The organism is Paenibacillus sp. FSL R5-0623 (assembly GCF_037974265.1).
Classification (GTDB): domain Bacteria; phylum Bacillota; class Bacilli; order Paenibacillales; family Paenibacillaceae; genus Paenibacillus.
In genome coordinates, this window is sequence record NZ_CP150233.1 from 4,970,811 (window position 1) to 4,994,419 (window position 23,609).

The window sequence follows — 23,609 nt, forward strand, 5'->3', positions numbered from 1 at the left end:
ATTCAAATTTGAAACAAAAACGAGACACCGCATTTCTTATAATATACTATACTATTTCTTGAGTGGCATAGACTGTTCCGGTTCCTCACATGCTTATCCATTCAACAATAATTTCATTACTGCAAACCAAAGGGGAAGTGAAGTGTAAATGAAGAAACGTTTATCCATGATGAAAATCCTGCTTGTACTCATCATGATCGCGGGACAAATGGGAGTGTACAGCTCTGTGAATGCAGAAGGAGAACCTGACGGGCCAAATGCCCTTCCTCCGGTTGAGAACGGCTGGGTCCAGGTATCTACCAAAGAACAGCTTGTGTATATTAACCAAAATCAGGAGCTCTATCTGACAGAGAACATCAGCCTGACTGCGGATATCGACTTGACGGGAATAGACTGGATTCCATTTGGCGGCAATGACTACGTACCGTTCAGTGGAACATTTGATGGACAGGGGCATTGGATCACTGGCTTGGAGATAAACAACGATACACGATTGTCCAATGGATTTTTTGGTCAAGCCAACGGCCGCATTCAATATATTAACCTGAGGGCAGATATTAAAGGTGGCTCCAATGCAGGCGCACTTGTTGGCTTTCAATCCGGGGGAAGCATTGATCATGTCTATACGGAAGGAACTGTACGAAGCGGGCACATCTACAAAAGTGTCACCCCTACAGGGGGCATCGTAGGATTACTGAGCAATGCACGTCTGTCTCACTCTTCCTCCGCTGCTTTCGTTACAGTAGGCGAATCTGACAATTTGCATGGTGGTGGACTTATAGGTTCCCAGGCAATGGGTAGCATAAGCGATTCTTACTTTACCGGTAATCTAGCTAACGAGCCTGTCAAGGACCATCCTACCTCCCATATATATGCTGGAGGAATTGTAGGTTATCAGTTAAGCAGCTCAGAAGAATACAATATCCTCAAAAATACATATTCAACTGGCGCGATCTCCACACTGAATCCGAGAAGCTACTCCAGTTGGGGGGCGATCGGTGGATATGTCTACAAAACAAATATAACGGATACATACTACGATACGATGACATCGGGTATGACTGTCGGAGCAAGCGATCCTTATCAAAGCACAATTGAGATCTATGGGAAAACAACAACAGAAATGAAGCAGCAGGCTACTTATACTGGATGGGATTTTACAGATACCTGGAACATTCATCCTGCGATCAACAATGGCTATCCTTATCTGCGCCCTGCCATATTAACAACCGCGCTGCCTCAGGCGGTTCAGAATGAATCCTACTCCATGGACCTGGCAGGTTATGATGGAGCGTGCGCAGGACTTACCTGGACAGCCTCCGGACTTCCCCAAGGATTAAGCCTAAGCCCTTCCGGGGAGCTCGGAGGTACACCGACACAATCCGGCACGTACACCGTAAACCTCTCGCTGCTGGATGGAGGCTCCGCCACAACTGAACGGGTTCTGCAACTTGTCGTTGTTACGAAGGCTCCAGGCATTGCGGATGCATCGGTTCAGCCCGGACTAGAGGTGGGAGCAACAAGTATTACAGCAGCGCCGACGCAAACGGGTCATTCCTTTGCCTATATGTTGGATCGCACGGACAGCACTCCTCCATCGGTTGGGGATGCACTGCCTGAGGGTGCGGTAACCTATATTTCAGGTGCCGATATTCCTGGTACAAGTCCAGGGCAGGCTGTGGACCTCTTTGAAGTGACAGAAGATGAAAATACGGGGAAATATCTCATTCAGGCGTGGCAGCGCTTCACGCTGGAGCAAAAGCACATTCGTCAGTTCGTTCCGGTTAACAGTCTTCATCTGGAGCCATCTCAACTGGACCTGACCTCTGGTGGGCCCTCGGCTAAACTGACAGCAATCATTGATCCGGAAGACACTACAAACAAGACCATTCACTGGAGCTCCAGTAATGAGGCTGTCGCCACCGTGGATATGCTCGGGGAAGTCCAGCCTGTGACTGCAGGTACAGCCATTATTACGGTTACATCCGAAGATGGCTCCCATACAGCAACGGCAACCATCACTGTATTTCCCCAGGCTGGAACAGTTACTGGCTCTGTATATGGCACAGGAATGACCCCACTGGAGGGAGTCTCCGTTTCTGTGGACAGCATCAGTATACTTACGGACAGCCAGGGACATTTTACGCTGGAACAGATTCCTGCAGGAATCCGAACCCTTGTTGTACGTGCAAAAGGCTATGATACCACTGAACGAAGCGTCGAAGTACTGGCAGAGCAGGCCGTGGATACGGGCATGATTACATTAAAGCCCCTTGCTACCTCGCAGCCGGAGCCGCAACCATCACCGGGTACAACTCCAGCACCTTCACCAGCTTCAGGATCGGAATCGTTCTCAGGGTTCCCAAATGTTTTGCCACCGACCGAAGATCCAGCTACAGTCAAGCTTGAAATTAACAGTCTGGACATCAAATCAACAGCCTCAACAGAGATAGCTCCTGACGGTCAGACTGTAATCCGACTCAAACCTGATACAGCTTCTCTCATGCAAGCCTTCAGTGGTGCAGAATTGGGAATACTGATCCGCTTCAGTACGGAATCCCCTGTCGTTTTTCTGGATCTGCCGGGTGAGTTACTGCGGAGTATGATGCAAAAGCAGCCGGAAATCAGTGTAACCTTCGAGGTCAATGGCGCGAGCTATGAGTTGCCGCTAAACATGTTACCCCCATTGGCTGACAACACGGTTGTTACCATTGGCATCGGTAAAGCCTCTCCCAACATCGTCAGCACCCTGATTGCTGCGGTGACGAAGCGGGGCTTTGAACTCATAGGCACACCCATGGATTTCACCCTTTATATCGATGGAAAACAGACAGAGCGTTTGAATCAGGGATATAGCAAACGAATCCTTCCACTCCCTTCGCAGGCTGATTCCGAAAAATCAACAGCCGTGTGGATCGATGCAGAGGATCAGATGCATTTTGTTCCTTCCCTGTTCACAAATGATGACAAGCAGGCGCAAGCCATCATCTCCACAACCCATAACAGCATGTTTGCAGTCGTATCGGCAAATCATGCGTTTGCGGACATGAAGGATCACTGGGGACGATCCGACGTCGAAATGCTTGCGAACAAATTCATTGTCGAGGGTGTAAACAATGACACCTTTTCGCCAGAGAACCCGGTTACACGTGCCGAATTCGCGGCATTGCTTGTCCGTTCCCTTGGATTGCCTGAGCACCTTCCAACATCAGTATTCGCTGATATTCCATCAGCGCAATGGTATGCTGGAGCCGTAGGCACTGCACAGGCTGCAGGCTTAATCAACGGTTACGGTGATGGCTTGTTTAGACCAGAGGCATCCATTACCCGTGAACAAATGGCCGTAATCCTCGTCCGTGCATTGGATTTTGCAAGATTGAAACCTCAGCCGAACAAGGATGTACTGGATGTGTTGGCCGATCATACCACTCTTTCAGCCTGGGCTTCCGAATCGGTATCCATTTTACTGGAAGCAGGTTTGATGCAAGGTAAGCCAACCAACAGGTTTTCTCCTAAGGAAATGGCAACCCGGGCTCAGAGTGCCGCAGTATTGAACCGACTGCTGCAATATATGAGGTTTATCGACAGCCCACAGTAGCCGAAGTTTTTATATATTATCTAAGAGCGGTTCGTCAATATAGATACGGGGAAGAAGGCGACATGGCACCGTTACTATAGTAAAATAAACGCCGAAAAGCCCGCTGCATGAATGATGCATGAGCGGGCTTTTTTCACTCCAAATCCTGCACTGTGTCTTTAAATACCAACCATTTACTTCATCGACTTGCGCCAGTTGGAACGATACATCAGATACAAGAAATACGGCGTTCCAATCATTGCTATGAGTATCCCTGATGGAATCTCTGTTGGCGCCATGACGGTTCTGCCGATCGTATCGGCCAGCACCAGCATGACTGCACCCGCTAATGCGGATAGGAACATGGATCGTCTTAACTTATTCCCCGTCAGTAGCCGTACCATGTGTGGTGCAATCAGGCCGATAAAACCAACGGTTCCTACACAAGCAACCGCACCTGCTGCAAGTAATACACCAACTGTCATGGCTAATAATCGTGTACGACGTACTCCGAGACCAAGCCCGGATGCACTATTGTCGTCAAATACCAGCAGTTCGAATCTGCGTGCCAGCCACCAAGCCACCGGTACCAGAATAACTAAAAATAATCCGATAACCCTCACCTGTTCCCAGGTACGAGCATAGGTGCTTCCTGTTAGCCAGATATATCCGCTGCTACCGTATACCGCACCTCGGACAATCAGAATCTGAATACCTGCTCCAGCAATGGCAGACATCGCAATCCCCAGCAACACAACCGCCGAAGGGTTCAGTCCTTTCTTCCAGGCGAGGGAGAACACAACCACTGCAGCAATGGCTGCACCGATGATTGCAGCAATTGGCAGCAAGTATATCGGAAGACCCGGCCATAAAATGATGACCATCATCGCTCCAAGCCCTGCACCTGAGGACACACCAACAATTGAAGCATCTGCCAGCGGGTTACGTACCGCCATCTGAATGAGCACACCACTGATTGCCAGTGCAGCTCCTGCACCTGCGGCAACAAGTGTACGCGGAATCCGAAGCTGAATCAGCGCGGAGAACAGTCCATCCGATTGGAACAGACTTGGTAACCAATCGGCCAGGGGAATTCGCATACCGCCAAACATCGTACTGAGCAAGATAAGCACAACGGTTATCACAGAAAATAATACAGCCATCGGGCCAAATGCAAAGCGACGCGCGGCTCCTCCTGTGCTCATTGAAGTAGACATCCCTGATCCGTTCGAAGCCTTCATACGTGTAAGAACAAGCCAGATGAGCCACGGTGCACCAATAATCGCCATAACGGCACCCGTTGGCAGTTCCATGCTGGAGTTATGCACCATCTTGGCGAGGACATCTGCTCCAACCAGGAGCGCTGCGCCCCATATGAACACACCGGGTAAAAGTAATCGATTGGTACGTACACCACTCAATCGAACCAGATGTGGTGCAACCAGTCCCACGAAGCCAATCGGTCCGATTACACTTACAATCACAGCAGCCAGCAATACAGCAAGAATTAACCCTACTGCACGAGCCAATGTAACCTTTTGTCCCAAGGAAGAAGCCGTTGATTCATCCAACTCCAGCATATCCCACTGTCTGGACAGGATTAACGCGAGAAGGGTAATACCAACCACCCAAGGCAAAGCATAAAACACACCACTCCAGTCATTCTGGACAAGTGTTCCGGAGCCCCAAAGGAACAACCCTTGTGTCTCCATGGAGAAAAAAATATGTAATGCACTTGTAAATGAACCAAGCACCATCGATACAATCATACCGGACAACGCAAGTCGCACCGGGCTTGATGTTCGTCCGCCGCCCATGAAATAAGCCGCAAATGCTGCCAGCAAACCACCTAGTGCTGCGAAAAGAAAAGGCGACTGACTTAATAGACCTGGAAAAGCGATAGCTCCCAGCACCACCACAAAGTACGCTCCTGCATTAATGCCCAGCGTATCTGAAGCAGCCAATGGATTACGAGTAATCGTTTGCAGCAAAGCGCCCGCAACAGCCAGTGCGCCACCCGCAAGAATACCGATCACTGTACGCGGCATGCGCAAGTCCCAGACCATATTGTGCTCTAATGAATCCTGTCTGCCTGTTAGAGCGTCCCAAACGACATGCAAAGGAATGGATGCTTCTCCATAACATAGACTTACAAAAAAAAGCACGATGAGAGCGGTTAGACCGCCCCCATATATGCTTATTGTGCGCCAATTCATAGCTGGCTTAGATCCTTGAACCGAACTCATTTGGTAATCGCCTCGACTACCCCATCAACCAACACTTTGGAGGAGATCGGTCCACCAAATGTCCATGTTGTGCTATCGAGTTGATATGTGCGTTTTTCCTTCACAAAGTTCAGTCCGTTCCAAACCGAGTTATCTTTCATTGCTGTGCCAAAGACGTCATCGTCTGGCTGTGTAATATAAATGAAGTTACTGTCCTTCACATCGGTTAAGGATTCAATACCTACTGTAGAGAAGCCATAGTTCTCAACTTTGTCCGGCTGCCAGTCGTTAACCAGTCCGATTTTGTCCAATGTACCAATCACAACCGAGTTATCGGTAAACATACGCAGGCTGACTGCATTTTGATATGTGAACGCTTGTGTCAGTGCAAAGTTGAAGTTTTCTTTACCCGCAGCAGCCAGTTTTTCTTTGACTTCTACATAGTGTTGATCGAGATCACTAAGAACTTGCTTCGCTTTGTCTTCTTTACCGAGAGCTGTTGCAATGGTATTAAAAATTTCTGTCATTTTGTCATAATTATAGCCATCGCCATCATACGGATCGAATTCAATGGTTGGTGCAATAGCATTAAGCTGATCGTAGACCGCATTATTATTATCTGCGTTAGCAATGATCAGATCCGGCTTCAATGCAGCAATAGCTTCCAGATTCGGCTCACCGCGTGTTCCGATATCCGTTACACTGTCATCCAGTGCTGCCTCGGATGTTACCCACACTTTATAGTTAGCGTTATCTGCATTACCTACTGGCTGAACCCCCAGGGCAACGACATCTTCCGTATATGTCCATTCAAGCGTAACGACACGTTCTGCTGGCTTGTCCAGCTTAAGCTCTCCACGTTTATGCTTCACGGTAACAGGACCTGCTGTCTCTTCAGCCGGAGCACTACCGGAGTCACTACCTTGACTTGTATCTGTTGTAGTCGTGGTTTTACCACAACCCGCCAAAACTAGCACAAAGGCCAGCATGATCAACAGTCCATTCAACCCTTTTTTCATATCTGTATCTCCCCTGTTTGTATGTATTTATATGATAACAATTATCATTATCACTATTGGATTATGCCGTAGGAATGGATTTTTGTCAATGCAAAGTACCTTATTCCAATTCTTTTATGAAATAAAAAAGGAAAGGGATAGCTCAAAAGCCATCCTTCCCTTCCATTGATTGCTGTTTGCATTAACTCAACTGCATCGTAGTGATGCATGTATTATCATTTTCATATGTAGACAATTGCGTTTCTGCAACCTTCCCATCTCGAACAATACGAATCAGATAGCTTCTGTCTCTTGGCACCCAAAAGTCCATAAATCCGTTCGCACCAGACTTAATCACTGCATCTTTCATAAAAGTGTTGCCTTGAGAATCGTGAATGGTAACGCTAAATTCCTTATTGCTCATTTCCCCCTGACAACCGGTCAAGCTATGAATTGCACAGGGATGGGTCTGGTCCACATAGGGTGCAATGGAAAGGAAAAATTCATTTTCAGGCAAATCATATGTAGTGGTCTTTTTATCTTGATCGGTTACGATTAACTGTTTGGCATTGATGGAGGCAGATTCCGGTGTCTCTTTTCCTGTGCTGATATCTTCCACCAATTTTCGGATGTTGGGCGCACTGGCTGTGCCCGCTTCATCCTTACCCGTATTGCTTGCAAACAGATAGGTTCCGATTACAATCACAACTGCGACACTTGCAATGATCCACATTTGTTTCTTCATCTGGAGGCCATCTCCTCGTCCGTTTTCCTTAAGTATAATTCATTACATACGATTCTGGACTTAAACGGTATGCATTTCACCAGATATACACATATACGTCTGATTCGGATGACTATAATGGACACGTCAACCAAAAAAGAAGCAAGCAGGTCACATATTGTGTGATCTGTGTGCTTCTTTCATCGTTTGGGGAGAATGAGACTACTTCACAGCAGCAGCGGTTGTGTTCACTCGCAATTGCTCATTCAATTTCAGAACATTTTCGATGCGAAAAATTTTACCACCGCGTGTATCTTCTTTTATGCTAGGGCGCATAGGTACCATGTTAACTCACCTCCTTTCAAATAATTTTAATAAGCTCAATGCGTTAAACAGCTGTTTTAATTTTCAGATAAACCAACAATGAATCCAGCTCTGCCGTATACACATGTTCTGTTCTTCCGTTACGCTCCTGTGTATCCGTGTGTGTGGAAAACTTGCTGTATAACCTGTTAATGTAACGGTTATTAGCCACGGCGTGAAATTGTAACGTTTGAATCTCGTCATTTTCCTGACAGATCTGTAGCACCAGATCACGGAAGCCGGCGAAAAATACTCTGCTGCTGCGATGTGGCTTCGCCAGCATGACCGAATCAATAAAAGCCGTCTGTCGATCTTCGGTATAACGATACTGCCCGAAACCACCCAATCGCCCCTGCTCATCATCAAGCAACAACAGGCGAGAGTGCAGCAAGGTACTGATGAGATGCAACAATGCGTCATGCAACATGTATTGTTCATCAAACTCCTCGCTGTTTGCCAGATAAAAATGAGCAAACCGGGCATAGTCTGCATCCTGCAATACTTCATGAGATTTGGCTTGCAGCATCATGGTGTGACCTCCTTATCACGAGATCCCTTCACCCTTGACACTCGATGAAAAGAGGAAAGGTATGCCCGAAGTTCAGAAAGGTATATTGCATAAGCGTCTATAGATCCTCCATATTCACTTTCTGTGCCTCCGATTCGCTTTGCAAATTTGGAGAACAGTCTTTGGTTAATCCGATCTTTAACAGCCCAAAAGCGCATTTCCTGAACCGATTCTATCTCTTCTTGTTCGTCAATATGTTGGAGAAGGAACTGCAAAGCTTCTACCATAAGTCTGCTTCCACGATACTCTTCCTTTATGAAGGCTACTTGGAGCTGAATGACATGACGATCCTCGTAATCATGCTCCCCTGTGCCATGGATATAACCCAGTGCTCCTGCGATTTCATCCTGATCATCAAAACACAAAATCGCTCCACCTCCCATCAACAGTGGACTGGATATATAGCTGAGTGTGACCGGAAAGTTATATGGCATATTCAGTTCCTTGTAATGAGCCAGCAAAAAATCCATATAACGATGCTGGTACATATAGGTCGAACAGATGGAGAAGTAACGACTCATGAACATGCTTCCTTTCTGTTGCCGGGACTTTCTCCCTAAAGATGATGTGGTCTATTGTACTTAGGTTAGTTTAAGTTTTGTTTAAGTCCGGGATAATTCGTCAAATTTCTTCTTTCTGCAAACGGAGGATCACTCTATAATATAGTTAACCTATCCTAGCCCTAGCCGGAGGTCACCCTAGATGAAGCTTATGAATTCCGTTCGTGGCCACATTGGAAAGCAACCATTGCTATTCACCATCCTGTTCGTTCTTGTAATCACTATAGTGCTCCTCGTCACCCTTGCGACCAATTCTACCAATACCTCAGCTGCAGCTGAGTCCACTCCCCTCCATACTTCCAGGAATGGAGTTCTTGATCTGTCCCGTTGGTCTGGTTCGACCACTTCTGTCATGCCTCTGGATGGAGAATGGGAATTTTACTGGCAGCAACTGCTGGAACCCATTGATTTTCACTCTTCTTCCACACCTGAGCCTTCACCGACCTTCGAACAAGTGCCGGAAGCTTGGACAACGTATCGCATGGCAAATGATCAAGTCCTCCCCAACAGGGGTTATGCGACCTATAGACTCCGCCTTTTACTTCCTGATGAGACGATAAAAGGATCTACACTTGCCATCTATCCCAAAAGTATCGCCTCGGCCTACCGAATCTGGATTAACGGGCAATTTAAGGGCGGTCATGGTATCGTCGGGACCAGCCTTTCCAATGAGAAAGCAAAGAGCTTTCCCAACGTTATCTATTTTGAAACTGAATCAAAATGGAATGAAATCATCATTCAAGTCTCCAACTTCTCTCAAAGGAATGCGGGTATCTGGCAGAGCATGGAGCTTGGAACAGCGGAAAGTATCTCCTGGATCCGTCTATTACGTGTATCAGCACAGTCATGTATCGTTGGAATTTTTCTAGTTATGGCATTATATTATGGTCTTGTGTATCTCAACCGAAAAAAAGAGATATCGGCCCTGTTATACAGTATGCTCTGCCTGTCTGTTGGAGTACGCACGGTGGTTCTTGGCGAATCGACTGCCCTCTACCTGATTCCTGACATGCCATGGGAATGGGCAGTAAAAGCCGAATACATATCTGTTGCCACGACCGCTTTACTATTAATTCTGTTCATTAATAGAGAACACCCTAAGGAATCCATACCTTGGATATCCAAAATAGCAGGATTCATCCTGCCTTGCTTCATTTTGTTGTTTCTCCTGACACCTGCCCGCGTGTATACGTACTATTTAACACCTTTTGCCTGGGGGGTGCTGTTTCCGTCGTTGGTTTATACGCTATGTATGTATGTCAAGTCAGTCTTTAGACGAAAAAAAGGTTCCGTAATAAGCATGATTGGTTTTTTATTTTTCATGGCTTTTGCCTTAAATGATATGTTATTTTATACGGTTCACTTGCCCACAGAGGATATGCTCTCTGTTGGATTGCTCATCTTTTTATTAACACAAGCGTATAATCTGAGTTCTCGCTTCTCCAGCGCATTACAGCAAAAAGAACTTCTGTCATCCAAGCTTCAACAAACGAACCAGCAGCTGGAACGAACCGTAGAGGAACGAACACGTTCATTGCAACAAAGTAATGGAGAGCTTCAGCAAGCCAATCAAAAAATGGCTGAGTTCGAATTATTTCGTGTTCGACTGCTGTCCAATATATCTCATGAATTGAGCACACCCATCACATCCATCAAAGGGTTCGCCAAAGCACTGAGGGATGGTATTATCACTACAGAGGCACCAAAGTATATTAACCGAATCTATACACGCTCTCTGCTTTTGGAACGCATGATTCACGATCTGATTGAACTAACGAAGTTGGAGACCAACCAGATCCAGTTTCATATGCAGGACGTACATCTGCTGTCATTCGTGCAGGAGCTGTTTCAGAAATACGAATGGGAAGTGGAGGAACAGGGGATTCATTACCGCCTCGAACTTCCTGAAGAACCCGAATCGCAGTTGTGGAGGGCACAGTTGGATCCAATACGGATTGAACAAGTCCTGTCTAATCTCATCTCTAATGCGCTGAGGTTTACCCCGCCTTCAGGAACAATACAATTGCGTCTATCTCTTGAAGAAACACCTCAAACCGAAACCGGGTTCACAGCATGGATGTACGTTAAGGATACGGGTATTGGCATTCCACCCGAATGGCATGAACAGATCTTTGAACGATTTGGACAGGCTCAACAACAACAACAACAACAACAACCGGATCGAGATCATAAAGGTTCTGGATTGGGGCTCGCCATTTGCAAAGAGATTATGTACTATCATAACGGACATATTGGTGTAACCAGTGAGCAGGGCTCCGGCAGTGAATTTTCTATTCAACTGCCCGCATGGAAAGGGGGGTGACTTTGAACATGGCTTACATAAAGAAGAATCAGCGTATACTTATTGTGGAAGATGACACAGATATCGCGGAGCTGGTCATGATCTATTTGCAAAACCAGGGTTATGAGTCTTATACCGCCCAAACTCTCCAGCATGCGACTGTTCTGCTTGAAGAACGAGTTCCGGATCTGATTCTATGCGATATCATGCTGCCAGATGGAAACGGAACAACGTGGGTTCAAAGCGTCAAACGAAGCACAGAACTACCCATCATCTTTCTTAGCAGCCGGCAGGAAACGGAAGATATCATTCAGGGGCTGGAACTTGGGGATGATTATATCACCAAGCCATTCGATCCGGATATTATGGTCGCCAGAGTAAAAGCGCAACTTAGGCGTTCGATCACGAAGACCAGCACCTCGGCAATTGCCAAAGACACTGTATATCGTGACGGCTGGCTAGATTTGCACTTTGGTCATTTTGAAGTCAGGGTAGACAGCAAGCTCATCAGCCTGCCTGCCAAAGAACTTCAGCTTCTTTTCCTCATTGCAAGTCGTCCGGGGCATGTGTACAGCACAGAATACTTGTTTGAACGCATATGGGGGCTGGATAACTGGAGTGACGTTCGAACCGTTATGGTCCATATTCATAACCTCAGACGCAAAATCGAGAATCCTTCCAGCTCCCATCGTTACATAACAACTGTACGGGGGATGGGCTATAAATTTCAGACACGGCTGAATTAATAAATTCGTCACTCATAATAAAAAGAGCCTGCACCTTCGGGTGTGGGCTCTTGATTTTTAGCCTATCCTGTTTTTACTTCCTCTCCCTGCCTGCCAATTCACAAGTAATCCGGACACACAGAAGGCAATAACCATACCTATACAGGTATGCAGCACATTCAATGAATCGGTTTCCATGAAAAACGGAATTCCTAGCAAACTGACAGATTCACTAAATACGAATGATTTTACAGATACAAGACCATAATACAGTCCACCTGCGGCACCCCCAAGCAGTGCTGCATAAAAAGAAGCTTTTTTTCTGATATTCACGGCATACATGGCAGGCTCCGGCACCCCCAAAAGAGCTGTTCCCGTTGCCCAGAAAGCCAGTCTTCTGAACTCAGGTTGTTTGCTGCGAAGCCCGGAAGCAAATGCTGCACCCGCTTGTGCAACATAGGCAACAATCATCGCTGGGAAGATAATGGAGTATCCATTAATCATCAATTCATTAATTATGATGGGAACGAGCCAGTAATGTAATCCAGCAAGCAAGAGCAGCGAAAAAGTTGCACCGAGCAGGACAATGGCCACAATGGGCGCATCATCAAGCAGTGAGTTCATAGCACCCGGCATCTGATCTTGAATCCATGTCCCCAGTGGACCAAGCACCATCAGGATCAGTGGCACCAGAACTCCCAACGTTAACACTGGAGTAAGAATTCCCTGAAGCACTCCGGGACTAATGCGTCCAACTGCCTTTTCCATATAGGACGCTGCTAAGATCGTCAAAAACATCCAGAGAGAAGCCGAAAGAAAAGCCGGCTGTGATACCATGGGTACTCCCATAAAGTGAACTTGACCTTCACTTGCCAGTAAGTAGCTTAACTGCGGGTGAAACATCAATCCGCCGATGCTTGCAGCAACATATATATTACTCTTTAACCGATACGCCGTACTAACTGCTACCAGAATCGGCAGAAGGTAAAATGCACTGTCTCCTATGGATTTAAATATCGTAAAGGTCTGACTATCCATCAGCGTGGAAGAATCCGCAGAACTGTATGTATTGATTAACGTAATAATAATGAGCAGGATCTTAATCACAGCCGCTCCGAGAATCGCAGGCATCAAGGGCCTGAACACATCGGAAACAAAGTGTAAGATCGAAAATCGGTTCTTCTTTGCGTGTCCTGCTTCCTGCAGTGCTCTCCCTTCCGTTTCCCCCACGCCCATACTCAGTAACGTGTTGCAGATCAGGGAAGATTCATCCTTTATTGCCAGATGGCAATGATTACCAGTTACCCGAATATCTGCCACATAGTCTGTGGAGGCAAGAACCGACATGTTCAATTGTGTACTGTCCTTCAGTACCAGCGTCGTTGTGCCCTTATCATGTTCTACGAACCTGATGTTCTCCTTGCCACCTGCGAGTTTCAACCAATCTTCAATCTGTGTGTTATGCATTATGTACAATCTCCTCGTGTTACGGTAAACCCGTGTTTTGTGATGTGTTATGATCTAATGTGCTTCTATCTATATACACATTTCCACGAAAAAACTTCAATAGGATAAAAAAACTAATTTCCCTTACATTGCATGTTTATTTACACAAGGTATATTGACCTATGACATCGTTACGTAGCAAAAAAGCCTGCAAAAGCGCAGGCTCCTATTATATCTTCTATAAATTTCATCCATCCTATGACAGTGCCAACATCGCGTTCATATCTTCTTCTGCTGTTGTAATTAACTTCAGACCAAACATATCCACGAGTACATCCAAGACACCTTCCGATATGAACTCAGGCGGTTTTGGTCCAATCCGAATGTCCTGAATGCCAAGGCTGAACAGGCCAAGCAGGATCGCAACTGCTTTTTGCTCAAACCAGGACAGCACAATACTGACAGGTAACTCGTTCACGGTACACCCAAAAGCATCCGCCAAAGCCATTGCAATTTTCACCGTTGAACCGGAATTGTTGCATTGACCCAGATCGATATAACGCGGTATACCCGTGTCTCCAACCGTACCATAATCCACATCATTGAAGCGGAACTTACCACAGGATGTCGTCAGAATTACAGTATCATTAGGCAAAGATGTCGCGAGTTCACGATAGTAGTTGCCACCTTTGCCTGGCGCATCACAACCTGCAATAACGAAGAATCGACGGATATGGCCGTCTTTTACCGCCTGAATAATCTCGGGCGCAAGCCCAATGACCGTCTCATGATGGTATCCTGTCGTTAAGACTTGCTCCGATTGTACATCAGCCGCAGGCAGTGACAATGCGCGTTCAATTAGAGGTGAGAAGTCGTCATTCATAATTTTGGCAACACCCTCCAGACCCGCCACTTCGTAGGAGAAAAAGCGGTCTGCATATGTGCCTTTGATCGGCATGACACAGTTGGTTGTTGCAAGAATAGCACCCGGGAATTGTTCGAAAAGTCTTCTTTGATCGTACCAGGCTTTGCCGATATTGCCCTTGAGATGGGCGTATTTCTTCAGCGCCGGATAACCGTGCGCAGGCAACATTTCCGAGTGGGTATAGATGTTGATTCCTTTCCCTTCAGTTTGACGCAGCAACTCCTCCAATGCATACAGATTATGCCCAGTTACCACGATGCACTGTCCTTCGATCTGATTCTGACTAACCGTAATCGGTTGCGGTACACCAAAGCGGTCCGTGTGCGCACGATCCAGCACGTCCATAATGCGGATTGCTGCATTGCCGACTTTCATCGCCATCTCCAGATGTTCCTGTACATTAAAATTCGAGTTCGTTAATGTCATATATAATGCCTCATGTGTAATCCGATCCACCTCAGGATCAGAATATCCCAACTGGCGTGCATGTGTCGCATACGCAGCGATGCCTTTTAACGCAAAAATCATCGTGTCCTGCAAACTTGCGATTGTTTCGTTTTTGCCGCATACCCCTACCACGGTACACCCGCCACTCGGCGTCTGTTCGCACTGATAACAAAACATATGGTTTCCCCTCCAAACTTAGATTAAACGCAGTTCGTTATGGAATAGCGTAACAGACCCTGATATGAGCTAGTGTGATGGTGCACACAGTTTCTGATCCAACATCTATATATGGTTCTCTTGACTTTCATCCAAACTGGAAATAATAACATTCAAAAAAAGGCATATCTCGGATCATTATGAAAAATACTGTGTACAGCTAAAAAACGTATATATCCATAATCTTAAAAAAATACGAAAATGAAACGATTCTAGATTTTGCCCGTAAGGGTAATACACAGAGAAATCTAATATTCAAGGAGCTGGTCAATTGCAACATTACAGACACAGTGCGGAGGAAACCCTTCAGGATGTACAGAGTTCCTCCAAGGGACTTACGACCTCCGAAGCTGCCAAGAGAATTGAAACGGAAGGATATAACGAGTTAAAAGGTAAAGATGCAACACCAGTCTGGAAACTGTTCCTCGAAAATTTCAAAGATCCAATGGTCATCGTGCTGCTGATTGCAGCCGCGGTACAGGTTGTTCTTGGACACCTGATTGAATCGTTGATCATTTTCCTGGTTATTTTGCTCAACGCGGTGATCAGTGTAGTGCAGACCAAAAAAGCCGAGAGTTCGCTTGACGCGCTGAAACAAATGTCTGCACCCGAAGCCAAAGTCATTCGTGACGGGCAGAAAAAGACCATTCCAGCGAGGGAACTTGTTCCCGGTGATATTGTTATGCTGGATGCAGGTGATTATGTCCCGGCAGACGGGCGTATCCTGGAATCAGGAAGTCTGAAGATCAACGAAGGCATGTTGACCGGAGAATCCGAAGCTGCGGAGAAACACGCCGATACCATCCCGGATGAAGCTCCAATCGGAGATCGTCGCAATATGGCCTTCAGTGGCTCACTGGTCGTATATGGACGGGGTATGCTTGTCATTACAGGTACGGCTCTCAAAACCGAAATCGGCAAGATTGCTGAATTGATTGAAAATGCCGAAGCCAAGAACACGCCATTACAGCGCAAGTTGGAATCATTCAGCAAAAAACTGGGCTTTTTCATCCTGGGCTTGTCGATTCTCATCTTTGGCATTGAAGCCGGTCGTGTATGGTTGACCGAAGGTACGGAGAATATCGGACCTTCCATCGTAAATGCATTGATGTTTGCTGTAGCTGTTGCAGTTGCTGCCATTCCTGAGGCGTTATCCTCCATTGTGACCATCGTATTGTCACTCGGAACAAATAAGATGGCCAAACAACATGCGATCATTCGCAGACTGCCTGCCGTTGAGGCGCTCGGCTCTGCCAGTATCATCTGTACGGATAAAACAGGAACACTAACTCAGAATAAGATGACTGTCGTTGATTATTACATTCCCCATGGCACCAAGGACGAATTCCCCGATGATCCCGATCAGTGGTCGGAAGAGGAACGACGTCTGTTACATATTGCAGTGCTCTGCAATGATTCGAATATTAACCAGGAAGGCAAGGAATTGGGCGATCCCACCGAAGTGGCCCTCATTGCCTTCAGCAACCGGGTGAACAAGGATTACAATGAAATCCGTGACCAGTTCCCGCGTGAAGCTGAGCTTCCTTTTGACTCGGATCGAAAGCTCATGAGTACGGTGCATACCTTTGAGGGACAGACGGCTTTGCTGACCAAAGGTGGACCGGATGTGCTGTTCAGTCGCTGTAGTCATGTGTTTATCAACGGTGAGGTTCAGCCCCTCACACCCGAGATTCGCACACAGTTTGAAGAAAAAAATGAGGCCTTCTCCAAACGTGCCTTCCGTGTGCTGGCCTACGCGTACAAAAAATTCGATGATAAAAACCAGGTCACCATTGATGACGAGCATGATCTGACACTTGTTGGCCTGACAGCGATGATTGACCCACCGCGTGAAGCGGTATATGGCTCTATTGAAGAGTCCAAAAAAGCGGGCATTCGCACCATCATGATCACCGGAGATCACAAAACGACGGCTCAGGCGATCGGTGTGGATATCGGCCTTGCCGAACCGGATGACCTCGCCATTACCGGTGCTGAACTGGACAAAATGTCTGATGAAGAGCTGGATCAACAACTTGAACACATCTCGGTTTACGCAAGGGTATCTCCTGAAAACAAAATCCGGATTGTTCGTGCTTGGCAGCGTAAAGGCAAAGTGGCAGCCATGACCGGAGATGGAGTTAATGACGCACCTGCGCTGAAACAGGCCGATATCGGTGTAGCGATGGGTAGTGGAACAGATGTCGCCAAGGATGCGGCTGCCATGATTCTGACGGATGATAACTTTGTCTCCATCGTGAATGCGGTCAGTGTTGGACGAATGGTATTTGATAATATCAAAAAAGCCATCGCATACCTGTTTGCCGGTAACCTCGGTGCCATTATCGCCATTTTGTTTGCCTTGATCGTCGGCTGGGTTAATCCATTTACTGCCCTTCAGCTACTGTTCATTAATCTAGTGAACGACTCCCTGCCAGCCATTGCTTTGGGGACAGAGAAACCCGAGCCAGATGTCATGCGGCGTAAACCACGTGATATTAACGAAGGCATCTTCGCAGGCGGAACCCTGCAAGCGGTCATTACGCGTGGTGTCCTGATCGGTGCGGCTGTAATCGTCTCCCAATATATCGGGCTGGGCATCTCGGAGGAAATCAGCGTAGCTATGGCCTTCACCACCTTGATTCTGGCACGCAGTCTGCAAACATTTGCAGCACGTTCCAACACACAGACCATCTTCCAGGTGGGCTTCATGACCAATAAATTCGTGCTTGGCTCCATTCTGGTATGTCTCTGTCTCTATGCAATCACACTGATTCCAGGTGTTCGCGGCGTCTTCGCCATCCCTGATACATTCGGCTGGAATGAGTTCCTGATTGCAGGCGGACTTGCTCTTGCTGCCGTCATACTGATGGATGTCATCAAGTGGATTCGCAATCGCGGCAAACAAGTTACTGCGGCATAAGAACTGCAGATATCGTACGTATGCACAAACAGGCGCCCGTTATCGGAGCGCCTGTTTCTGTATCTAATCACCCCTGTTTTATGCCAAAAGCGATCCATCTTCCATCGATATCCTCGATCACAAACTCCTTGTTATTATAGTCTGTATGATTCAGGACACGTACGATTTTCACATCTGCATTGATCAATTCCTGTTGAAGCTCTTCCTGGTTTTGGGTAATAAAATATGCATCATATCCATAGCCATATAATTCTCTGTTGGGTATAACTTTCTGTCCATTGCTTTGGGTTAAAATAATCTCGGTAAGATCACGATACAGGCAGATATGAGGTTCCGCGGCATCCAGATATTCGACCACCCGAAAGCCCATCTTTTCTTCATAAAACTGCGCGGTTCGCTTCATATCAAGCGTCGGAAATACGCTATGGGACATTAATAATACATGAGTCATGGTATAATCTCCTTCATTTTCAACATGCTAATTACTTACATATCTAGTTACCTAACCGCTGATCCATCTGCTTATGTATGTTCAATGATCATTTTAGTTAAATTCAGGAAATCCGTCTATTGTTTATTATTAATATCTTTCTATGCTCATCACATCCGAATGAATTAGTATGACATTATTGCCATATTATAAATTTAGGTGTAAAATGATATATTGCTTTTCATCAAATATCTATTAAAGATTCTATCCGAATTCATATTCATACCCAAGACAGGAATGGTACCGTGAAAGATAAAATTGTCATGCCACTCTGGACATGCTGTCTGTTCATCGTTGTGATGAATACCACCATGTTCAATGTTTCTTTGCCAGTCATTATTCATGATCTTCAGATTACATCAGATCTGGGGTCTTGGGTTATCTCAAGTTATTCGATTGGTTACGCCTTGTCGACGGTGATTTACAGTCGATTGTCAGACCGTATTCCGGTACGCAAACTGTTAACAGTCGGGCTTCTGATTCTGGGGTTATCTTCATTGCTCGGATTGTTCGCGCATAACTTCGCGATCTTGTTGCTGACACGCATTCTGCAATCTGCAGGTGCAGGAGTTATGGCCGGGCTGGGTCTCGTCATTGCAAGTCGTTACATACCAGTGGAACGGCGCGGAGCTGCCATCGCACTCATCTCATCAGGTAGCGCCATGGCTTTTGGACTTGGCCCCATTGTCGGCGGACTCATTAGTGAGTACTGGGGCTGGAACGGACTTTTTGCCATAACCGTGCTTGTCCTGCTCGCCCTGCCTGTATTGCTCTATTTTCTCCCCCGTGAATCCATCAAAACAGATCAGCCGTTCGATGTTATTGGTGCCATACTAACCGTCATTAACGCCACTACACTTCTCGTCGCAATCACCCAGCAATCCTGGTTCTGGTTTGCCATCGGCGTTATCTCTCTTATTGCACACCTCTTGTATATTCGGAAAGCGAGTCTTCCGTTTGTGAATCCACAAGTGTTCCAAACGCCAGGATACACCCGGTTAATCCTTATCGGATTCTGCGTGCTGGTGGTGAATCTGGGCAATCTGTTTTTGATGCCGCTTGTGCTTGCTGATCTATATGGTCGCTCTTCACTCGCCATTGGTTTGCTGATTGCTCCTGGAGCTATTGTTGCAGCATTCTGCACCCGTTTCGTTGGACGCTGGATCGACCGTTATGGCAATATGCGATTTATGATCATCGGACACATTCTGCTCGCAGCAGTGCTTGCTCTATTCATGCTCGGACTGGACCAATCCGCCCTGATCATTACCAGTGGTTATCTCTTTTTCTCACCGGCACTGTCAGCCTCCATGGCTTCACTGAATAATGAAGCGTCACGTGTGCTGCCCAAAGCGCAAATCGGTTCCGGTATGGGCATGTTACAACTGATTCAATTCTTCGGTGGTTCGGTGTCTGTAGCCGTGTGTGGACTAATGCTACACAGCATTCCGGGAGTCTCAGTCGAGGAAGCTTATCATGTGGTGTATGCTTGTCTGTTGCTCATCTGCGTTGTTTCACTCGGATTGACCGTCTGGCATAGCAGAGCTTCACGCTCAGGCATTAAATCGGTTACATTGGACAATTGATAATTGAGGTTTAAAGTTCAGAACAAAAAGGCCCGCGCCAAGCGCGAACCTTTTTTAGTTTGGAACAGAAATGCCGTTTTTTTTTTAAAAGTAGATCACTCAATGAACTTGAACTTACCTGTTAATTTCCTGATTTCGTCCTACAGCAGCATGCCAACTATTTCCCGTCCAGTGCGAACTTCCAGGCCTCCATTATGCTAATTGGGGCTTTACTACTGCTCTCGCCGTCACCTTCCTGCGTCCAAAGTGGTGGGTAATACGCAAATACTTGTCCTGTCTGGAGCTGAGACATATCCTCTTGCCAGCCTTTCCAGCGAAAGGTCCGATAGAACTGCTCCAGATCGCCATTCGCCAGCCAGTTGATGAAACCTGAATATGCCAGTTCTGTCGATTCCCATTCGAGTGTATCCGGTGCAAAATAATATATGTGTCCCGTGCGGCCATACTTGCCTGTATCCAGTCCGAAGAAACCGCCTGCCGCATCATATGCAACGACCATCATACCTTCCAGCACATCTACCCAAGGTTGCTCACTTACACCATTCCAACTGGTGAGACTCCCCGATGTACTGTCACCACCCGCACCAAGCAGCGTGATCCAGCCATGGTCGAGTACAATACCTTCTGTCTCATAAGCAACAGCCCCCAAATAGGATTTGGTGCTTATTTGCAGACGATAGAGGGTATCCTCTCCAGCCTCTTGTTTTGCTGGAACATACACATATGTATTTTGCCCACTATCCAGGAGTTCTTTGAGTTCTTCCCATGCGTGATTCTCCCGATCTACTAATTCAGCTATCGTTAATGTATTCATGAGCAGTCTCCTCGCTGATTTTATAAGAGCATATCATGGGTTATTAACCCGTTCAAATCTGCTATAATCGATCTTCAAAGCTAAATTCAAGGGGGAAACGATTTGATTCGCGTAGTTATACTTATGATTCCGATTCTGATGTTGCTCGTATCCGGTTGTCAGAATCATACATCTTCCATGAAGGACCCCGTTTCTGTTCAAAAGTCTGATCCCCAGGTCATCCATTACATATCACCGCAAGGAAACGACTCCAATAAAGGCACCATTCAATCTCCTTGGAAAACGTTGCAGCACGCAGCCGACCATGCTTCGCCAGGAAGCACGATTTATTTGCGTGAAGGTGTCTATCATCAGAAAGTCAAAATCACCCGGAGCGGTAATTCTTCCGCTAATCCAACCCTATTTTCAAGTTATCCTCAGGAGCAGGTTATCATTAATGGTAAAGGTTTATCTGTCCGGGGCATTGAAGGGTTAATTGAAATTGAAAATGCCAGTTATATCACGATTCAAAATCTCGAAATTCGTAATTTCACAACCACACTTGGGGGCCAAGTTCCAACCGGGATTTATGTCCACGGAGCAGGTGAGCATATTCAGCTGTTAGGCAACACCATACACGCGATCGCTAGTTACGCAACTCCTGAAGGTCCCGATTTGCGGGGCAGGGATGCCCACGGTATTGCCATATATGGCACAGAGCACCCTCAAGCTTTACGCGATATCATCATCAAGGATAATGAATTGTATGATCTTACACTTGGTTCAAGCGAGTCACTCGCAGTCAACGGTAATGTTGATACCTTTGCCATCCAGGACAATATCATCCATGATTCCGATAATATTGGTATTGATCTGATCGGGTACGAGGGTACGTCCGAGGACGACACGTACGATCAGGCCCGGAACGGCATTGTACGAGGTAACGAAGTATACGATATTACGTCCAATAACAATCCCTCCTACGGTACAGACCTGCCCAATGAGACCAACTCGGCCGGCGGCATCTATGTAGATGGCGGGAAAGATCATATCATCGACCAGAACCGGGTATATCGGAGCGATATCGGAATTGAGATTGCCTCAGAGCATGCCGGACGTTCAACCAGCAACATTACCGTGCGTGATAACCTGATTTATTCCAACAGATTGACGGGCATTGCCATGGGAGGTTATGACGAGGAACGAGGAGCTACCGAGGATAGCAAGATTATGTACAATACGCTTGTGGGAAATGATACGCTGAATGCAGGCAATGGACAGTTATTCATGCAATCACGGACAATGAACAATACATTCATGCGTAACATTCTCGTATCGAGCAGCTCGGAAGTACTGATATACAACGAATATACTAGCAATACCGGCAATGTGTTTGACCATAATGTCTATTACTCACCAGGTGAGAAGGAAGACGCCCTGTGGGTTTGGAAAAATAAAGCCTACTCCGGCATCGCCGCCTATATCAAGGGATCTGGCAATGATGCCCACTCCATATATGTGAACCCGGCTTTTATGGATGAACCCAACAAAGATTTTCGTCCTCAGGCGAACTCTCCGGCGAAGGCGTATGGTTATCTTGCACCACGGTAAATTAACCCTAAGTCTGCCACCTCAACTTAGTCAATCTGTTTCACACAAATAAAAGGAGCTTGTGCATTCGGGATCATCTCCCTCATCATGCACAGGCTCCTTTTGGCTTTCTTTTGATGCAAACTAATTCTTAACTTCTTACCATCTGAGCTGCATGTGTCACCCGGTTTCGTCCTCCGGTTTTGGAGGCATACAGGGCGTTGTCCGCTCTTTGGAACAAGGTCTGTTCCGTATCTTCCTCGACTACAGTGGCAGCACCAATACTCACAGTAATGTTATATTCACCCCAGTCGGCTGAAGCAACCTGTGAACGATATTCCTCTGCGATGCCACTCGCTTGCTCCTCTTCACAATCCGAAAGAATGATGACAAATTCCTCTCCGCCGTAACGTGCCACCACATCCGTACCTCGTGATACCGATTGGAGCAGCCCCGCGAGATTACCGAGCACCAGATCTCCTATCGGATGTCCGTACGTATCATTAATACTTTTGAAATGATCAATGTCCACAACCAGAAGAGAGAAATGACGTTGCTTCTCCTGGAATAGCAATAGTTTCCCAGCCATTTTCTCCTGAAAGAACCTGCGGTTCTTCAATCCTGTCAACAAATCGGTGGAGGCCAGTGTCTCCAACTGATCATTCACTTTGATTAACGCCTGCTCTTTAATTTTATATTCCTCATGCAGTCGTTCAAGCTCCTTGTTCGCTTCTTGCGTCGCTTGATACAACTCTTGTAGCTTCGTTTTGGTATGCAAAATATCCTTCTCATGTTCGATTCGCTTACGCATGACTACAACGACACAATCTACCACGCTTTCCCCATTACGGGTCTGACGAACACCGTTAAGCAGAACGGGAACAGCCTGCTGATCACGGGTACGGAAACTAAAGTACATCTCGTCCACATGTCCATATAACTGGATGTAGGGATAGAAATACGTATGGAAAAACACCTTGTTGCTCACCGACATGGTGGATTCAATATGTTGCCCTATGAGCTCATCGCGTTTGTATCCAAGCATCGTAAGCAAAGTTTGATTCATCGACTGTACGACGCCCGAATCAGAGATAGAGAAGTATCCACAGGGCGCTGAATCTAGTTGGGTATCCATCAATAACAGCCTTTCT

Annotated in this window: 17 protein-coding genes; 6 read left to right on the plus strand and 11 right to left on the minus strand. The window is 46.5% G+C overall.

Annotated features, from left to right (window positions below):
• Window positions 1-148 precede the first annotated feature (148 nt).
• A complete protein-coding gene (locus MKY92_RS21845) occupies window positions 149-3,598 on the plus strand; it encodes an S-layer homology domain-containing protein (RefSeq protein WP_339297599.1) in 3,450 nt (1,149 codons plus the stop codon).
• A gap of 173 nt (window positions 3,599-3,771) precedes the next feature.
• Here the strand turns inward: MKY92_RS21845 and MKY92_RS21850 are convergent, their stop codons facing one another.
• From MKY92_RS21850 to MKY92_RS21875, 6 genes are all read right to left on the minus strand, one after another.
• A complete protein-coding gene (locus MKY92_RS21850) occupies window positions 3,772-5,823 on the minus strand; it encodes an iron ABC transporter permease (RefSeq protein ID WP_339297600.1) in 2,052 nt (683 codons plus the stop codon).
• A complete protein-coding gene (locus MKY92_RS21855) occupies window positions 5,820-6,821 on the minus strand; it encodes an iron-siderophore ABC transporter substrate-binding protein (RefSeq protein WP_339297601.1) in 1,002 nt (333 codons plus the stop codon). The genes MKY92_RS21850 and MKY92_RS21855 overlap by 4 nt, the downstream gene beginning before the upstream one ends.
• Before the next feature lie 181 nt (window positions 6,822-7,002).
• Window positions 7,003-7,545 (minus strand): CueP family metal-binding protein, encoded by a 543-nt coding sequence (locus tag MKY92_RS21860; RefSeq protein WP_339297602.1) that lies wholly within the window; start codon window positions 7,543-7,545, stop codon window positions 7,003-7,005.
• 201 nt (window positions 7,546-7,746) lie between these two features.
• Complete coding sequence (locus MKY92_RS21865) at window positions 7,747-7,869, minus strand: hypothetical protein (protein ID WP_339297603.1); 123 nt, start codon at window positions 7,867-7,869, stop codon at window positions 7,747-7,749.
• Between the two features lie 43 nt (window positions 7,870-7,912).
• Window positions 7,913-8,416 (minus strand): GNAT family N-acetyltransferase, encoded by a 504-nt coding sequence (locus tag MKY92_RS21870; protein ID WP_339297604.1) that lies wholly within the window; start codon window positions 8,414-8,416, stop codon window positions 7,913-7,915.
• A complete protein-coding gene (locus MKY92_RS21875; protein WP_339297605.1) occupies window positions 8,413-8,976 on the minus strand; it encodes a hypothetical protein in 564 nt (187 codons plus the stop codon). Before MKY92_RS21875 ends, MKY92_RS21870 begins: the two co-directional genes overlap by 4 nt.
• A gap of 181 nt (window positions 8,977-9,157) precedes the next feature.
• Between MKY92_RS21875 and MKY92_RS21880 the strand changes: the two genes are divergently transcribed.
• Complete coding sequence (locus MKY92_RS21880; protein ID WP_339297606.1) at window positions 9,158-11,338, plus strand: sensor histidine kinase; 2,181 nt, start codon at window positions 9,158-9,160, stop codon at window positions 11,336-11,338.
• Window positions 11,339-11,346: 8 nt separating this feature from the next.
• Window positions 11,347-12,063: a response regulator transcription factor gene (locus MKY92_RS21885; RefSeq protein ID WP_339297607.1), complete on the plus strand. Its 717-nt coding sequence runs from the start codon at window positions 11,347-11,349 to the stop codon at window positions 12,061-12,063.
• A 57-nt stretch (window positions 12,064-12,120) separates the two neighbouring features.
• Here MKY92_RS21885 and MKY92_RS21890 read toward each other — a convergent pair whose 3' ends face one another.
• On the minus strand, window positions 12,121-13,509 hold the full coding sequence (locus MKY92_RS21890) for a PTS transporter subunit EIIC (protein ID WP_339297608.1): 1,389 nt from the start codon (window positions 13,507-13,509) through the stop codon (window positions 12,121-12,123).
• A 235-nt stretch (window positions 13,510-13,744) separates the two neighbouring features.
• Window positions 13,745-15,037, minus strand: coding sequence for a hydroxylamine reductase (hcp, locus tag MKY92_RS21895; protein WP_339297609.1), 1,293 nt, complete (start codon window positions 15,035-15,037; stop codon window positions 13,745-13,747).
• Between the two features lie 310 nt (window positions 15,038-15,347).
• Between hcp and MKY92_RS21900 the strand changes: the two genes are divergently transcribed.
• Complete coding sequence (locus MKY92_RS21900; protein WP_339297610.1) at window positions 15,348-17,999, plus strand: cation-translocating P-type ATPase; 2,652 nt, start codon at window positions 15,348-15,350, stop codon at window positions 17,997-17,999.
• Between the two features lie 67 nt (window positions 18,000-18,066).
• Here the strand turns inward: MKY92_RS21900 and MKY92_RS21905 are convergent, their stop codons facing one another.
• Window positions 18,067-18,450: a VOC family protein gene (locus tag MKY92_RS21905; protein ID WP_339297611.1), complete on the minus strand. Its 384-nt coding sequence runs from the start codon at window positions 18,448-18,450 to the stop codon at window positions 18,067-18,069.
• Between the two features lie 302 nt (window positions 18,451-18,752).
• Here MKY92_RS21905 and MKY92_RS21910 point away from each other — a divergent pair, with 302 nt between their 5' ends.
• Complete coding sequence (locus tag MKY92_RS21910; RefSeq protein ID WP_339297612.1) at window positions 18,753-20,075, plus strand: MFS transporter; 1,323 nt, start codon at window positions 18,753-18,755, stop codon at window positions 20,073-20,075.
• Between the two features lie 157 nt (window positions 20,076-20,232).
• Here the strand turns inward: MKY92_RS21910 and MKY92_RS21915 are convergent, their stop codons facing one another.
• Complete coding sequence (locus MKY92_RS21915; RefSeq protein ID WP_036668639.1) at window positions 20,233-20,889, minus strand: DUF2625 domain-containing protein; 657 nt, start codon at window positions 20,887-20,889, stop codon at window positions 20,233-20,235.
• A gap of 102 nt (window positions 20,890-20,991) precedes the next feature.
• Between MKY92_RS21915 and MKY92_RS21920 the strand changes: the two genes are divergently transcribed.
• Window positions 20,992-22,479 (plus strand): DUF5123 domain-containing protein, encoded by a 1,488-nt coding sequence (locus tag MKY92_RS21920; RefSeq protein ID WP_339297613.1) that lies wholly within the window; start codon window positions 20,992-20,994, stop codon window positions 22,477-22,479.
• A gap of 130 nt (window positions 22,480-22,609) precedes the next feature.
• Here MKY92_RS21920 and MKY92_RS21925 read toward each other — a convergent pair whose 3' ends face one another.
• Window positions 22,610-23,593 (minus strand): sensor domain-containing diguanylate cyclase, encoded by a 984-nt coding sequence (locus MKY92_RS21925; protein ID WP_339297614.1) that lies wholly within the window; start codon window positions 23,591-23,593, stop codon window positions 22,610-22,612.
• Between the last annotated feature and the right edge of the window lie 16 nt (window positions 23,594-23,609).

Bases quoted from the DNA above. Each gene is read 5' to 3' on its own strand.
- MKY92_RS21845 (WP_339297599.1), top strand. From the start codon at position 149: ATGAAGAAACGTTTATCCATGATGAAAATCCTGCTTGTACTCATCATG.
- MKY92_RS21850 (WP_339297600.1), bottom strand. From the start codon at position 5,823: ATGAGTTCGGTTCAAGGATCTAAGCCAGCTATGAATTGGCGCACAATA.
- MKY92_RS21855 (WP_339297601.1), bottom strand. From the start codon at position 6,821: ATGAAAAAAGGGTTGAATGGACTGTTGATCATGCTGGCCTTTGTGCTA.
- MKY92_RS21860 (WP_339297602.1), bottom strand. From the start codon at position 7,545: ATGAAGAAACAAATGTGGATCATTGCAAGTGTCGCAGTTGTGATTGTA.
- MKY92_RS21865 (WP_339297603.1), bottom strand. From the start codon at position 7,869: ATGGTACCTATGCGCCCTAGCATAAAAGAAGATACACGCGGTGGTAAA.
- MKY92_RS21870 (WP_339297604.1), bottom strand. From the start codon at position 8,416: ATGATGCTGCAAGCCAAATCTCATGAAGTATTGCAGGATGCAGACTAT.
- MKY92_RS21875 (WP_339297605.1), bottom strand. From the start codon at position 8,976: ATGAGTCGTTACTTCTCCATCTGTTCGACCTATATGTACCAGCATCGT.
- MKY92_RS21880 (WP_339297606.1), top strand. From the start codon at position 9,158: ATGAAGCTTATGAATTCCGTTCGTGGCCACATTGGAAAGCAACCATTG.
- MKY92_RS21885 (WP_339297607.1), top strand. From the start codon at position 11,347: ATGGCTTACATAAAGAAGAATCAGCGTATACTTATTGTGGAAGATGAC.
- MKY92_RS21890 (WP_339297608.1), bottom strand. From the start codon at position 13,509: ATGCATAACACACAGATTGAAGATTGGTTGAAACTCGCAGGTGGCAAG.
- hcp (WP_339297609.1), bottom strand. From the start codon at position 15,037: ATGTTTTGTTATCAGTGCGAACAGACGCCGAGTGGCGGGTGTACCGTG.
- MKY92_RS21905 (WP_339297611.1), bottom strand. From the start codon at position 18,450: ATGACTCATGTATTATTAATGTCCCATAGCGTATTTCCGACGCTTGAT.
- MKY92_RS21910 (WP_339297612.1), top strand. From the start codon at position 18,753: ATGCCACTCTGGACATGCTGTCTGTTCATCGTTGTGATGAATACCACC.
- MKY92_RS21915 (WP_036668639.1), bottom strand. From the start codon at position 20,889: ATGAATACATTAACGATAGCTGAATTAGTAGATCGGGAGAATCACGCA.
- MKY92_RS21925 (WP_339297614.1), bottom strand. From the start codon at position 23,593: ATGGATACCCAACTAGATTCAGCGCCCTGTGGATACTTCTCTATCTCT.